The organism is Rickettsia felis URRWXCal2 (assembly GCA_000012145.1).
Classification (GTDB): Bacteria; Pseudomonadota; Alphaproteobacteria; order Rickettsiales; family Rickettsiaceae; genus Rickettsia; species Rickettsia felis.
Genome location: CP000053.1, coordinates 485,515 through 499,453, shown reverse-complemented (window position 1 = coordinate 499,453; position 13,939 = coordinate 485,515). Strand labels below are relative to the sequence as shown.

The window sequence follows — 13,939 nt, the reverse complement described above, 5'->3', positions numbered from 1 at the left end:
TGGATCTTACTCATTATTTTCCGGAGCAGTTGTTGTTTCAGTCTCTTCTTGAGCCTCATTATTATTTGCCCTAGGATCAAAAGGTACTTGAGTAGGTACAAAAGTCGGCGGTAATAATCTACTAGTAAAAAATTTATCTTCGTAATACTTAATTTTACGAGATTTTATAGGCGGAAAGGATTCTATTAAAACAATTTGCTCATCTCTCGGTAACTGTATTACTTCTTGAGGTAAAAGTAAAGCTCTTTGAACTTGAGAAACGTTTTGGGTTCTAGTAGAAATATTAAGGTCAAAAAATAAAGGTTTACTAAATGATCTTTGTTCTACCGTCTTATTACCGACAAGCTGCGATATTAAATTTGCCGTTTCATAGTTATTAGCAGCAAAAGTAATACGGTATGTTGCATTAGATAAGAAAGAATTCATCCCTGCATCTTCATATGTTCCTTTTAACTGCTGCGTATCTTGAATAATCAAAAATAACCGAACTCTATAACCTCTAAAATAAGCTATACCGGCTTTAAAAGTATCCATCTTTCCAAGTGTCGGGAACTCATCAAGCAAGAACATTACCCCATGCGGCTCTTCCTTTAAATCCGGCATTTTGCGGCTTAAAAATTCTGTCGCCTGCTGATAAAACACCTGCATTAATTTTTGTAAACGCTGTATATTATCAGGAGTGAGTCCTACATATACGGTTGTTTTGACTTTTTTAAATTCTTGTACGTTGAAATCAGAAGATGCAGTAGCAGAATCAATAAGCGGATTTGCCCATAATTCAAGCGATGAGTTCATTGTAGATATTACACCCGAACGCTCTTTATCGGCTTTTTGTAAAAACGCAGCAATATTCATATATGCAACAGGATGTATTACACCGCCAAGCGTATCGAGTACGACCGCTAGATTATAAACTACGTCGTCACTTCTCATGGTACGCACTACTTCACCGAAAGATTTAGTTTTAGTAGGATCAGCTATTAAATATAAAGTTACACCTAAGAATAAACTTCGTGCTTCATTATTCCAAAAATCCTTTTCCGGCATTATAAGATTTGAAATTTTCTGTACGTCATCAACCATCTGCCCGGGCTTAGTACTAACCCAATCAATCGGATTGTAACAATGCGTAATACCATCGGGATTAGAAGGCTCCCATACAAAAACTTTCTGACCTTGTTTCTCACGCCAACCGCTCGTCAAACCGTGATTTTCGAGTTTTATGTCATGTACTACTACCGAATCACTCCAAAATAACAGATTAGGTATCACAAAACCCACACCTTTACCTGAACCTGTAGGAGCAAATAATAAAGCATGCTGGAATCCGTCTGCAACAAAATATCCACCGGCATCAACACCTATTAACATACCTTTTTTGGATCTAAGCCCAGCAGCCTCTATATCTGACGGATTAGCCCAGCTAGCATCTCCATATACTTTTTCCGGTTGCTCAAAAAATTGTAATGATTTTATTCTTTCAAAATTTTTAATGTAAAATATTATGACAACAATAGCAGGACCAAGAAGAGATGCAAGTAGCTTCAATTTTAAATAATTATAGTCGGCAATTTTTAACTGCCCCCAAACGTTAATAAGCCAGTAAGCCCACTTATAAGCAATATTTATAGCATTTATATCTACACCTAAAGCTCCAACCTCATTAGTAAAAATTGCAACAAATGCACCGCTTATCCAAATGGTACAAAAAATAACAACCGGATGAATTATAGCATGACCGAATATATTCCTAGTAACTTTAAGTATCTTATGCCATTCCATGAATTGATATTCCTAGTTTTTACTTATTACTTAATATTGTTAATATTCCTACTAAACTGCCTATGTCATTCCTGCGAAAGCAGGAATCTAGTACTTTAAAGCTTTTTAAAAGCTCGATTTATCTCGCTTTATCCTGGATTCCTGCTTTCGCAGGAATGACATAAACGAACTATATACTTTAATGAAGAATAGGTATACGAAGATCAACTTCAAAAAGAGCAAGGAGTTCACAAGGCGAGGAGCGGAGCGTATACTTAAACGCGAGCACCGCAGAACTTGTAGAACGACGTAGCCAATTTTTGAAGTTCATCGAGTATACGCTACACCATACCCTCAGCATTCTTATTCTTCTTATAGTAAACCTCCGAAACATATCTTTTCCCACCGCTACCGCGTTTTAACTGCACAACGATATCTACAACGGTTAAAATATACTTCTTTACTTCTTCAGGCGGCATACCAAGATCTGCTTGCATAACCATAAGCTTTAACTGCTCAATAGCCATAGCGGGACTATCCGCATGCAGTGTTGATATTGAACCGGGGTGACCTGTATTAATAGCACGCAAAAAACTAAAAGCTTCCTTACCTCGAAGCTCACCCACTATAATTCTATCCGGTCTTAAACGCAAACACGCCTCTATTAAATCTTGAGTAGTAACATTTGCACGCCCCTGTCCTCCTTTGGAAGCAAGTAAATGCACTCTGTTAGGATGGCTTGATAGCACAACCTCACGAGCATCTTCTACAGTAATTAATCTTTCTATTGCAGGTATTTCAGTAAGTGCCGCATTAGTAAAAGTAGTTTTACCGGTTGAAGTACCGCCGCTAATTATGATATTTTTCTTTGAAACAACTGCATGTCTAATAAATTCTTTAATCTTTTTTTCGGCTAAGAAATTATTTAAAATTACTGCATCTTCATCTACTAAACTCTCTGTTGCAGTATCATCAAATGCTCCCATTTTAGCATATTCATCTAAAGTTAGATTCATACCGCTAGGCTTTCTTATAGAATAAATGATTTGTCCTATCTCACAAGCAGGAGGAAATACTATTTGAATACGATAACCGTTCGGCAAAGTTGCGGAAAGTAAAGGCTTTTCTTCCGAAATCATCTGTTCGGTAGATTGAGCAACTAAACGCCCTAATGAAAGTAAATGTTCACTATCCAATTCCGGTATTTGCTTAGAATATATATCGCCTTTTTTTTCAACCCATGCTTCCCCAGGCTTATTAACCATAATCTCGTTAATACCGTCTTCAGCAAATAAATTTTTAAAAGGAAGTAAAAACGTCTCTAAGGCTGCAAATTCTTCATTCATTTCATTACCTTTGATTTTAATAAAACGGCTTTTGGGAATTTATAATCCTTATTAACGTATATTCTAACCGGCGTACCTTGATTAACCGTTGTCGTCGGCTTAAACGGCTGCTGAGTTATCATATTTTGTACAACATTCGTCACATCCGTAAAAGCTTGAGTAGAAGCTTGTTGTGCTTGTGTCGGAGTCGATGCTATAGAGGTAGTAGTAAGCAAACTTGAAGCTGCTGTATTAACTGCCTGTACTAAGGTTTGAAGTCTCTGCTCAGCAGTATTCGCTGAAGAAGCAGTTTGTGCTGTTGTACATGCTTGAGTCATAGTAGTATAAGCAGTCGAAGTTTTATCGGTAATAGCAGCAAGTATATTAGTACAAATTGTAACTATCCTAGTATTTGCATCCATAGCGGTATTAGCCGCAATAGTTTGAGCAGTATTTAACAATTGTGTTGCCGTAGCACTATTGGTAGCTGCTGCCTGTGAATCTATAGGAGGCGGCACTAACTTATCAAGAACTTTAGCAAGGCCTATATTAAAGCCGGATTGTAATACGGCATTTGCAAATTGTTCTTTATATTTATTATCGACTCTCCCTTGTAGTCCAGGTCTACCTAAATTATCAACTGCAGGAGAGTCAAATTCTATAGTATAACCGTTGGTCAAATCTATTCTATCCCATATTATAGATACTCTACCATAACTGCTCGAATCAGTTGAGGTTGCATATTTACCGAATATTTTTGATCCTTTCGGTATCAATATAACTTTATCTTTCTCAGAAAATACGTCTCTACTAATAATGGCTCTTATTTCACCGCCGAGATCACTATTTATTGCCGTTTCAAGTACTGCATCAATTAATTTACCGCGTCCAAGAACCAAAGACATATCGCCACGATCTTTAAAGGTCGCTTCTGTCGTAATCTGTTCCTGTGTTTTTTTAGGCTCTACACCACCAACTAACACTATAGCTGATTTTCTTTTTGCTTCACGACGTTGCTTCTCTGCATCACTCTCAACTAACGTTCCTGAAGTCGAAGGCAACGAAACCGGCGGCAATGGAAGCGTTTTGTCTTTATTCTCTTCTACAGGAGTAGTAGGAGGTAAGACCGGCGGAACTTCTACTACTGGAGGAGGAGGTGGTGGAGGAGCAGTAGGCGTCTCAAGCTTAGGCGGATCAGGTAACTTTGGAATCTCCGGAATATTATCATCAACATCAGTAACAGGTTTTACAATATTAGTCGGCACTTGAGTCTCCGATATTTCTTCTTTTTTATTAGCGAAAAAAAGAGTATAAAAAATATATATAAAAATACCGCAAATTACGACTACTATCGCAATACTCTTATTAAAGCTAACTGAAACTTTTGATAATTCTCTCTGTACTTCAGGAGCATCTGCTCCTGATAAAGAACCGGTATCATTATTATTTTGCTCTTCAGCCATATCTAAATTATATTAGTTAAAGTGTTCTTGTTTTCATTCCCCGCGTGAATCAGTTTTTCCTCGCAATGACGTATCTACACAACAATGACATCGATTAAAACCTTGCCATGTAATTACCATTTTTCTTAGGATAGTAAAATTTAATTACATATACTAAATCCCTTTCATTACCCATCATAAGTTCCGTAGAAGCGATATCAAATTCATATGTTCTTTTATTAGTTATAATAGTCATATTTGTACGGATATCTTTTTCAAGAGGCTTAAGAAATAATCTATTTGCCAAAGGAGTTATTTTCCAAGCATAAGCATCCCCAAGAATTATATTTTGGATTTCTTCATTTTTAGCAAATTCTATATGCGATTGAAAGCCAAAATGCAAAACTAATAAATAAACTTCATTTGGATTATATATATAAGTTTTTATCCTATTATCTTTAGTTATAGATAAATCATCTACATAATTATTACTACTATTATTACATGGATCATCTACAAGTGGACATTCTCGTTGTACTGTAAAACCACTTAATAATATAAAAACTAAAAAATAAAATCTAACTATTGTCATCGTCTACCCTATATCCGTTAACTTGAAACCCTACCGGATTTATGTCAAGTTCTGAATCTGTTAATTGCATAGGCACATAAGCATAACTTACTACCGCTATTTTATTATAAACTAATTGGCTTCCTGATGTTTCATTTACGGAAAATCTAACTATATATTTATCTGCTGCGATTTTTGACCATGATTTTATTACTAAAAATGTAGTATTATCTTCTTTATATTTTATCGTAGGATCAAAATCTTTATTTCTTATATAGCCAAGATAATTATTATAAACACCGCTTGTTGAAAATAATCTTATTGTCGTACGAGCTATAATTGCAAAATCAACTGGATTATATGTTTCCCGTGCCGTTATGTATTTCTTTATAAAATACCTTGTAAGAGACTCATCCGCCGTTAACACCGGTGATGAAATAGGTTCTACCACCGAGGCACGTCCGGTATTACTATTAAGCTGAATAACAAAAGGATCAAACTGTTTGGATTTTACTACAAATGCTATTACTAAAGTTGATATAACCATAAAAATGGTTAGTAGTATTATTAATATGATAAGTAAGTTACGTTGAACAATTAACTTATCAGATCGCTCTTCATACCAATTCTGAGTAATTTTTAAAGGATTAGCCGATTTAATACTTTCTTGATTTTGTGTATCTCCTGAACCGCTTTTCGAGTTGTTACTTGATTTAAAGAAGCCAAATATATTATTCATATCAAAGGTATTTTTATTATTACATTGTTATTGTGTAAAACTATTACTTTTATGCTATATTTACTGAATTAACCGGTCTTCTTATACAAGGATTTACGCTTAAACTCGATCCATCATCTATATCAGCAGAAACGCATGGGCTTTTAATTTCATAAGGAGCTGAAGGGGTACATGACAGTAATTGAGCAAGCATAATTAATACTAATAGAAACTTTAATGATTTTAACATTCTAATTATACATTATTAAATTATCTTGTTACTATTTTAAAATTACCTTACTATACAATAGTTCACAAGCATTTTTTGAAAAAATCTATTTATAAATATAAAAAAATATTAAAAAGATTGTAAACTATTATACTCTGAAGTAAATAAAGAGTAGTTATACGAAGTTCAACTTGAGAGCAGAGCGTACACTTAATACGTGGCTACCTGCGGATTTATAAATATATTGTTGCCAATTTTTCAAGTGGGACGAGTACAACATAATAACTACCATCAATATTTGTTATTGTATAATTTTAATTTATAATTTATTTTAATTTTAAAGTTAAACAATATTTGGTATTGTAGCAACAATATAAACTTATTTTATAGCTTAAATAACATTAAATTAACAAATCATAATCATATTATAATAATTATGATAGAGTTAAAACAGAATAAAATTAGATATTAATCTAGTAATTATGGACCCATTAACCAACGCAATACAAGAATATATAAAATCCGGCGAATATTTTATTGATGCAAGAAAATGGTATAATTTTAAGTATATCTTACCGTTAAGTCATAGAAGTCTTCTGCTTTTAATATGCACGATTTTTACCTTATTATTAACCTTAGTTTGTATAAATATCAACATATTGCTACCAATAAACGAAAAAGTAAGTTATTTAATAAAAGATGATGCCGAAAAACAAGCTACCGTTACTAATACTAAACATTCAACACTCGCCAATCCTTATATCTCTGTTGCAAATATTATGCTTCAGAATTATGTAAAACAACGAGAAGAATATAATTACGATATATTAAAAGAACAATTTACCTTTATCAAAAATGCTTCTACGAGTATTGTTTATATGCAATTTGCTAATTTTATGAATATTGATAACCCATTATCACCGGTCATAAGATATCAAAAACTATATAGACGCTCAATTAATATATTATCAATTAACAATATAAACGATAACGAGGCAGTTGTTACTTTTGAATCATTGGCACAAAATAGTACGGGTGAAATTTTAGAAAATATGGTATGGGAAGCAAGAATCGGATTTATAATGGATTCTATCAGTACAAGTACATCACCTGATATGCCCTTCAATTTTACCGTTACTAGTTACAAGCTAAAGTTATTAAGGAATAAAAATCAGAAATAATATGAAGCAACTAATAATATTTTGTACTTTTATAATACTTACATTAGATGTATTTGCTCTTACTATATCACGACCTCTAGGTCGAGACCCGCGTCTAAGAGTTATGACTTATAACCCTGACGATGTTTTCAAATTCACAGGATATTACGGCTATCAAGCAAGTATAGAACTAGCAAGAGACGAGGAAATAGTCAGTATTTCTATGGGAGATACTACTTCATGGCAAATAGTACCTGCCGGTCATAGGATTTTTATTAAACCGATGGAACCTGATGCTACTACTAATATGACTTTAATTACTAATAAACGGACTTATTTCTTTGAACTATATGCCGCCGAAACTCTTGATATGCGTGATCCTGAAATGGTCTTTAACGTAAAGTTTCTTTACCCGGATGACGAAAATGACAATATGAGCGGTCATATGCAAACTTTTTCTGCTTCCCTAGCCAGTCCCGATCTAACTCATCCTGAAAAATATAACTTTAATTACTATATTAGCGGCAGCGAAGAAATAGCTCCTATTAAAATTTTTGACGATGGCGAGTTTACTTATCTGCAATTTAGAGACAAAAACGCTGAAATTTCCGGTATTTTTGCTGTAGATGATTCACTTCGAGAATCTTTAGTAAATTATCGCCTTGCTCAAGATAATCCTAATATGGTGATACTTGAACAGGTTTTTCCTAAGCTCGCTATACGTAAGGGTAAAAAAGTCACATGCGTATTTAATCAGTCTTTCAAAGCGTATTAACTGTCATCCTAGCTAACTTGATCGCGGGATCCAGTCTTTTTTAAATTTTTTTTGGATACCGTGGCGAGGCCACGGTATGACAATGTAATGTCACATTTAATATACTTTCTTACTTTGATTTTACTAACTAGCGGCTTATTTATAATGCTTACAAGCCGTAATTATATTCATAAAATTATCGGACTTGGAATTTTTCAAAGTTCGGTGTTAGTGTTTTATTTAAGTATCGGAAAAATTAAAACAGGCGGTGTACCTATTTTACAAGATGGGCTAACTACTTACACTAGCCCTTTGCCTCATGTATTAATGCTAACTGCTATAGTAGTTGGGTTTGCTACTCTTAGCGTAGCTTTAAGTTTAATATATCAAATTTATAAACATTTTGGTACAATATCAGAAAATGAAATTAATTTTGATAAATGATTTTTTCAATTATGTTATTCTATACCAAATCGTCATTGCGAGAAAATTACGAAGTAATTGACGAAGCAATCTCAGGACATTTGACGGGATTGCCACACAGCCTACGGCTGCTCGCAATGACGAGGGAGAATAAACTTCCATGATTCTAGCTAACCATTTCCCTATCATACAAATATTATTCCCTTTATTCGGGGCTTTACTCTCAATAATATCTTTTCGCTTTATTACCTTTGCACGAGTAATTACTACGATTTGCATTTTATCTAGCCTTTTGGTCAGTGTTTATGGATATAGCATTATACAAAATACGGAGCTATCTTATACCATGGGAGGATGGAGTTCAAAAATAGGAATAGAATATCGGCTAAATTCACTAAACCAAGCTATTATTATTTATCTTAACTTGGTTTTATTATTCTTTTTAGTTTTTTGTCATAAGATTACTAATCGAACAATCTTAAAATATATCAACAATAATAGAAAATCTTTATTTTACGGTATATTATTATTCGCTCATACGGGCTATTTAGGAATGATTGCCACTAATGATTTCTTTAATCTATATGTATTTATAGAAATTTCGGCACTTAGTAGCTATGTCTTGATAGCCTCAGGTAATAACCCAAAATCTTTAATCGGAGCTTTTGACTATTTGATAATGGGTAGTATTGGTGCAACTCTTATTCTTATAGCTATAGGATTTTTGCTAAGCATTACGGGTAGCTTAAATATGTATGATGTTGCATCTTATTTACAGGAACATACTAATTCCCGTATAATCACTATAGCTATCGGTTTTTTCTTAACAGGAGCTATTTTAAAAACTGCTTTTTTCCCTATGCACTTTTGGATGATGAGAGCTTATAATAACACGGCTTCGGTTATTTTAGTATATTTAGCAGGGATTTCTACTATAATAGGAATATATATAATATACAAATTTACTTATATTATTATAGGCTATGAGACGATTAAAATTTCTATTACAAATTTTATAAGACCTATCGCTTTAGCTACTCTTATTATAGCTCCGTATTTTGCTTACCGAGCAGAAGACTTCAAGAATATTATAATTTATTCATGTTTCACTCAAATAGGTTATGTATTTCTATTATATGTTACTGAGGGCGGTATAATAATTTTACCGAGCTTATTACTTGCGGACAGTATAAATAAAATAGCTCTTTTTTTGATAGATGCTTATAATGAAAGCTATAAAAAGAATTCTAACAAAGTTTTAACTATAATTATTATTATTTGCAGCTGCGGCTTACCTATCAGCCCATTATTTTTTATCAAAATAAATATTCTCGAATTATTATTTAGACAAAAACTATTATTAGATTTTGTTATAATCTTACTAAGCTCCGTAGGATCACTATTTTATCATTATAAAATGGTGAAAGTTACTTTTTGGAAGAATTGATTAACCTTTGACATTATGAAAATCCCTAGTCATTGCGAGGAGGCATTGTTGCGTGGACCGGTAAATGCTCTTTATGTCATTCCCGCGAAAGCGGGAATCCAGAAAAAAGTATAAATACAGAAAATTTTTGAAATTAAAAGCTCGATTTATCTCGCTTTATGCTGGATTCCTGCTTTCGCAGGAATGACATTGGTATCCATGCAACAACACTGGCTCGCAATGACGGGGCTTTTCAAAACTGTCTGGTATATAAGTCAAGCCACGGGATGACAAGGGAAAGGAAAACATGATTACACAATTTACTACTCCGAGTCTTTTGATTCTATCAACTTTGCTAGTTGGTGCATTAAACTTAACTAGTCCGTATGCCACTAAAAAAGATAGTTTTATACGTAATTTTTTACTTATTATTATCTCTATTTTTTTCTTCGGTAATATTTTAATTATAGACTGGTTGTTTTTAAAAGGTATTAGAGCAGGATTTGAATTTAATATATTAGGTAATTACTCTATAGGATTCCATCTTGAACCTTTAGGGCTTATATTCTTGAGCTTAATAGGCTTTTTATGGATTTGTGCTTTACTTTACACTCCTAAATATCTTGCTATTAATAATATAGAACACTCCTCTAGATTCTTATTTTTCTTTAACTTAACTATTCTAATTGGCGTTTTAATTGCCTTATCTAGCAATTTATTCACTATGTTCATTTGTTATGAGCTTCTAACTATTTCTACAGCTTTTTTAATAGGACATACCAAAAATAATATAGTACTTAGTGGGTTATATAAATATCTAAAAATTCTGATGATTTCTGCCACAATATTATTTTTACCGGCAGTGATAATTATTTATGCTAAAACCGGTAACGGAGATTTTGCAAGCGGCAGCCTAGTAGAAAATTATTTTTCTCAAAGCCAATCCATTATCTTATTATTAATGTTTATTTTTGGAATTGCTAAAACTGCAATTTTTCCGGTGCATTCATGGCTTCCTGCCGCAATGGTTGCACATTACCCCGTTAGTAGCTTACTGCATGCTGTAATAGTAGTTAAAACAGGATTATTTTGTATTTACAAAATCCTATTATATATATTCGGTTTATCGTATTTACAAATTATATTTGCCGAGTTAAACTGGTTAATTTTCATACCGATAGTAAGCATATTTTATAGCTCAATCAAAGCACTAGGCACGGATAATATCAAAAAAATACTCGCCTATTCCACTATGAATCAACTAAGCCTTGCATTACTTAGTGCTTTCATGCTAACACCTAAAGCACTTGGAGCTGCCACCTTACATTTGGTTTCGCATTCTTTTACAAAAATCTGCTTATTTTACAGTATGGGAAGTATTTACAGTTTAAAGAAAGCTGACCAAGTACAGGATTTGCATGGAACATCTAAAGAGTTTCCTTTAATTTCTTTTATTATATCTATCTCTTCATTATCATTAATCGGTATACCCATCTTTAGCGGATTTATCAGTAAATTCTCAATATTGCTTGCTGCAAGCGAACAGAATCAAATTATAGTTATGATTGTCGTAATAGCTAGTAGTATATTCTCAAGCCTTTACCTTCTCAAAATACTCAGCTCTATTTATAAACCTTCTTTGGTAGAATCTAGCGTAACAAAATCATCCCCCTACTCTATGGAAATCAGTATAATCATTTGTGCCTTAGCTATAACATTATTTTACTTTATCCAAATCTTAATCAGAGAATTTTTAGCTTATATTACATAAATATGTATTTACATAATTTATGTATTTACATATAATCATACAATATGCAATTATTTTTGAGGATAAATATGGCACAAATTATTAGAGCAACAGAATTTGTACGATCTTTTTCAGATATTATGAATAGAGTTTACTATAAAGGCGAAAGCTTTGACGTGCAAAAAGGTAACCATATCGTAGCAAGGATTACGCCCGCAGAAACCAAGCCTTCTATAGCAGTAAGAGACTTAGAAGAAGCCTTTAAAAATGGTCCACATCTTGATCCTGAAGATGCTGATCAATTCATGAAAGACATCGAAGAAATAAGACGCAGTACTAGACAAGATATTAAAAAATTGGTTGAAAGATGGGATTAATTATTGACACTTCTATAATCATAGCTTTAGAAAGAGGAAAGGTAAGTACTAAGCAATGGTCACATTATGGTCAGGCTTATATTAGCCCTATTGTGTTAACTGAACTATTAATAGGAGTAGATAGAGTCAATAATGAGAATAAACGTATAAAATGTTTAGCTTTTATAGAATATGTAAAAAGTCTGTTTACTATATTACCTTTCGGTATTGAAGAAGTATATACATATGCACGTATTATTAATGATTTATATAAACAACGTATAACTATAGGAACCCATGACATGCTAATTGCAGCAACGGCAATAACGCATGGTTATTCTCTATTAACTCTAAATGTAAAAGACTTTAAAAGGATTCAAGGACTAGAAGTTTTAACAGTTTCTTCTAAAGATTAAAATGTTTATTCAAAATAGCAAATTTATATTTCCGCTTACTAATTTCGAGCTTATGTTTGATTTTAACCTGCAAAATCAGCTAATAGCTCTCGCATTTCTAATTGTTACTGCTATCTTAAGTCTTTATACAATTTCCCAAAATAGAAAGTTAGAGACGCTAATAGGTAGTTTATACTGTTTATCCTCTATTATATGCGTAATTGCAGCTGATTTTATTTCCATGATAATCTCGCTTGAATTCATGACAATTTTTGTCTGCATAATTGTTTTTTGCGATCAATTAAAAATAAAACCGGCACGTCAATATTTCCTTACTCATCTATTCAGTAGCGGGTTAATTTTGATCGGCATGACTCTTCTAATCCAAGCAACAGGTAATACAGCTTTTATTTCTTTAACGGAATCAGTATATAATTTTGAGTTACCGGCAATATTCATACTTGCAGGTTGTTTGATTAATCTTGGCACTATTTTTGTAAACGGCTGGGTGGTTAATTGCTATCCTGCAGCTTCAGGTAGCGGTATTGTATATTTAACAAGTTTTACTACTAAAGTTACTTTAATTATCATTTTAAAATTATTTAGCGGTCTTGAGATACTTAAGTTTTTTGGAATATCAATGATTATTTACGGGTTAATATTTTCTCTAATTGAGAAAAACCTTAAACGACTAATATGCTATCTTACAGTTTCGCAGCTTGGTTTTATATTAGCGGCTATTAGTATAAATTCTCCAAACATAGCTTATCTTATTACAAGCTTTATATTCATACATATACTATATAATGGGTTATTTGCTTTATATTTTACCTATATAGAAGATGAATACAGTATTAAAAATTACCAAGATCTTCAAAATACTCAAGTTAATCTTATTCTATTAGGCGGGTTTGTAGTTAGCATATTAATATATACATCTATACTGCCTATTAATTCTTCTTATATAAAAGACGGAATTGCCAATCTTTTAGATGCAAATAATATTATTATATTTTCCAAGATAGCAACTTGTACCGTATTATTTGGATTGTTGATAGAGAGTTTACCGTCATTGCGAGCGACTAAAAGGAGCGTGGCAATCTCGTCAAATATCCTGAGATTGCGTGCGTACAAAACTACGTTTTTCCTCGCAATGACGTTAAGGAACTTAACCTACCTCTCCTTGTGCATCATAACTTTATGCGTATGTTTATTTTACCCTATTCAAATATCACATAATGCTAATTTTAAGCTAGTTATCCTTGCAATCTCAGTATTATTGACTTTAATATTTAGAAAAATACCACGCATTTCGACAGAAAACATAAACCTTGACCTATACCAATATATTGAAAAATTTATATATTTCATTATCGATAAATATAAAGAAAGGACAGACAGTACTGAAGATACAGAAGAATATCTTAATTTTAAGGTTATTTGGGATAATATTTTAGGTAAAATATCTGCTTGGCATAATCAGCAAACTGCTATATTTATTATATTATTCCTATTAATTAGTTTGATTTTAACACTCTGTCATACCGTGGCTTGACCACGGTATCCAGAAAAATAAAAAATTATTTACATTCTTAATCCCTAGATTCCTGCTTTCTCAGGAATGACATA

Annotated in this window: 15 protein-coding genes; 8 read left to right on the top strand and 7 right to left on the bottom strand. The window is 32.6% G+C overall.

The genetic code is table 11. The annotated features are described in order from the left end of the window. Positions 1–6: 6 nt before the first annotated feature. The 6 genes from RF_RS02525 to RF_RS02500 all read right to left on the bottom strand — a co-directional run bounded on the left by RF_RS02525 (position 7) and on the right by RF_RS02500 (position 6,067). Positions 7–1,782: a type IV secretory system conjugative DNA transfer family protein gene (locus RF_RS02525; RefSeq protein WP_011270801.1), complete on the bottom strand. Its 1,776-nt coding sequence runs from the start codon at positions 1,780–1,782 to the stop codon at positions 7–9. A gap of 320 nt (positions 1,783–2,102) precedes the next feature. Beyond that, positions 2,103–3,107 carry a P-type DNA transfer ATPase VirB11 gene (virB11, locus tag RF_RS02520; RefSeq protein WP_011270800.1) on the bottom strand — a complete coding sequence of 335 codons (1,005 nt, stop codon included), beginning with the start codon at positions 3,105–3,107 and terminating at the stop codon, positions 2,103–2,105. Then, on the bottom strand, positions 3,104–4,549 hold the full coding sequence (locus tag RF_RS02515) for a TraB/TrbI/VirB10 family type IV secretion system protein (RefSeq protein ID WP_011270799.1): 1,446 nt from the start codon (positions 4,547–4,549) through the stop codon (positions 3,104–3,106). Before RF_RS02515 ends, virB11 begins: the two co-directional genes overlap by 4 nt. A gap of 94 nt (positions 4,550–4,643) precedes the next feature. Next, a complete protein-coding gene (locus tag RF_RS02510; protein WP_011270798.1) occupies positions 4,644–5,120 on the bottom strand; it encodes a TrbG/VirB9 family P-type conjugative transfer protein in 477 nt (158 codons plus the stop codon). Then, on the bottom strand, positions 5,107–5,838 hold the full coding sequence (locus RF_RS02505) for a VirB8 family type IV secretion system protein (protein WP_011270797.1): 732 nt from the start codon (positions 5,836–5,838) through the stop codon (positions 5,107–5,109). The genes RF_RS02510 and RF_RS02505 overlap by 14 nt, the downstream gene beginning before the upstream one ends. 49 nt (positions 5,839–5,887) lie before the next feature. After that, the gene (locus RF_RS02500; RefSeq protein WP_011270796.1) at positions 5,888–6,067 is read right to left on the bottom strand and encodes a DUF2706 domain-containing protein; all 180 of its coding nucleotides are present in this window, start codon (positions 6,065–6,067) and stop codon (positions 5,888–5,890) included. Between the two features lie 461 nt (positions 6,068–6,528). Here RF_RS02500 and RF_RS02495 point away from each other — a divergent pair, with 461 nt between their 5' ends. The 3 genes from RF_RS02495 to RF_RS02485 all read left to right on the top strand — a co-directional run bounded on the left by RF_RS02495 (position 6,529) and on the right by RF_RS02485 (position 8,404). Continuing rightward, positions 6,529–7,227: a VirB8 family type IV secretion system protein gene (locus RF_RS02495; RefSeq protein WP_011270795.1), complete on the top strand. Its 699-nt coding sequence runs from the start codon at positions 6,529–6,531 to the stop codon at positions 7,225–7,227. A gap of 1 nt (position 7,228) precedes the next feature. Continuing rightward, positions 7,229–7,981 (top strand): P-type conjugative transfer protein VirB9, encoded by a 753-nt coding sequence (gene virB9 / locus RF_RS02490; protein WP_008580257.1) that lies wholly within the window; start codon positions 7,229–7,231, stop codon positions 7,979–7,981. 87 nt (positions 7,982–8,068) lie between these two features. Next, positions 8,069–8,404 carry a Na+/H+ antiporter subunit C gene (locus tag RF_RS02485; protein WP_039594911.1) on the top strand — a complete coding sequence of 112 codons (336 nt, stop codon included), beginning with the start codon at positions 8,069–8,071 and terminating at the stop codon, positions 8,402–8,404. Positions 8,405–8,413: 9 nt separating this feature from the next. Here RF_RS02485 and RF_RS10500 read toward each other — a convergent pair whose 3' ends face one another. Then, on the bottom strand, positions 8,414–8,662 hold the full coding sequence (locus tag RF_RS10500; protein ID WP_162180261.1) for a hypothetical protein: 249 nt from the start codon (positions 8,660–8,662) through the stop codon (positions 8,414–8,416). Between RF_RS10500 and RF_RS02480 the strand changes: the two genes are divergently transcribed. The 5 genes from RF_RS02480 to RF_RS02460 all read left to right on the top strand — a co-directional run bounded on the left by RF_RS02480 (position 8,544) and on the right by RF_RS02460 (position 13,865). Next, entirely contained in the window at positions 8,544–9,830 is a 1,287-nt protein-coding gene (locus RF_RS02480) for a proton-conducting transporter transmembrane domain-containing protein (RefSeq protein ID WP_011270793.1), read from the top strand. The genes RF_RS10500 and RF_RS02480 overlap by 119 nt on opposite strands. A gap of 286 nt (positions 9,831–10,116) precedes the next feature. Continuing rightward, a complete protein-coding gene (locus RF_RS02475; protein ID WP_011270791.1) occupies positions 10,117–11,580 on the top strand; it encodes a proton-conducting transporter transmembrane domain-containing protein in 1,464 nt (487 codons plus the stop codon). 44 nt (positions 11,581–11,624) lie between these two features. Next, positions 11,625–11,936, top strand: coding sequence for a type II toxin-antitoxin system antitoxin VapB (gene vapB / locus RF_RS02470; protein ID WP_011270790.1), 312 nt, complete (start codon positions 11,625–11,627; stop codon positions 11,934–11,936). Continuing rightward, a complete protein-coding gene (gene vapC / locus RF_RS02465) occupies positions 11,927–12,331 on the top strand; it encodes a ribonuclease VapC (protein WP_011270789.1) in 405 nt (134 codons plus the stop codon). Before vapB ends, vapC begins: the two co-directional genes overlap by 10 nt. Before the next feature lies 1 nt (position 12,332). Continuing rightward, positions 12,333–13,865 carry a proton-conducting transporter transmembrane domain-containing protein gene (locus RF_RS02460; RefSeq protein ID WP_011270788.1) on the top strand — a complete coding sequence of 511 codons (1,533 nt, stop codon included), beginning with the start codon at positions 12,333–12,335 and terminating at the stop codon, positions 13,863–13,865. The last annotated feature ends 74 nt before the right edge of the window (positions 13,866–13,939 follow it).

Coding starts and splice junctions, on each gene's coding strand:
- RF_RS02525 (WP_011270801.1), bottom strand. CDS start 1,782: ATGGAATGGCATAAGATACTTAAAGTTACTAGGAATATATTCGGTCAT.
- virB11 (WP_011270800.1), bottom strand. CDS start 3,107: ATGAATGAAGAATTTGCAGCCTTAGAGACGTTTTTACTTCCTTTTAAA.
- RF_RS02515 (WP_011270799.1), bottom strand. CDS start 4,549: ATGGCTGAAGAGCAAAATAATAATGATACCGGTTCTTTATCAGGAGCA.
- RF_RS02510 (WP_011270798.1), bottom strand. CDS start 5,120: ATGACAATAGTTAGATTTTATTTTTTAGTTTTTATATTATTAAGTGGT.
- RF_RS02505 (WP_011270797.1), bottom strand. CDS start 5,838: ATGAATAATATATTTGGCTTCTTTAAATCAAGTAACAACTCGAAAAGC.
- RF_RS02500 (WP_011270796.1), bottom strand. CDS start 6,067: ATGTTAAAATCATTAAAGTTTCTATTAGTATTAATTATGCTTGCTCAA.
- RF_RS02495 (WP_011270795.1), top strand. CDS start 6,529: ATGGACCCATTAACCAACGCAATACAAGAATATATAAAATCCGGCGAA.
- virB9 (WP_008580257.1), top strand. CDS start 7,229: ATGAAGCAACTAATAATATTTTGTACTTTTATAATACTTACATTAGAT.
- RF_RS02485 (WP_039594911.1), top strand. CDS start 8,069: ATGTCACATTTAATATACTTTCTTACTTTGATTTTACTAACTAGCGGC.
- RF_RS02480 (WP_011270793.1), top strand. CDS start 8,544: ATGATTCTAGCTAACCATTTCCCTATCATACAAATATTATTCCCTTTA.
- RF_RS10500 (WP_162180261.1), bottom strand. CDS start 8,662: ATGCAAATCGTAGTAATTACTCGTGCAAAGGTAATAAAGCGAAAAGAT.
- RF_RS02475 (WP_011270791.1), top strand. CDS start 10,117: ATGATTACACAATTTACTACTCCGAGTCTTTTGATTCTATCAACTTTG.
- vapB (WP_011270790.1), top strand. CDS start 11,625: ATGCAATTATTTTTGAGGATAAATATGGCACAAATTATTAGAGCAACA.
- vapC (WP_011270789.1), top strand. CDS start 11,927: ATGGGATTAATTATTGACACTTCTATAATCATAGCTTTAGAAAGAGGA.
- RF_RS02460 (WP_011270788.1), top strand. CDS start 12,333: ATGTTTATTCAAAATAGCAAATTTATATTTCCGCTTACTAATTTCGAG.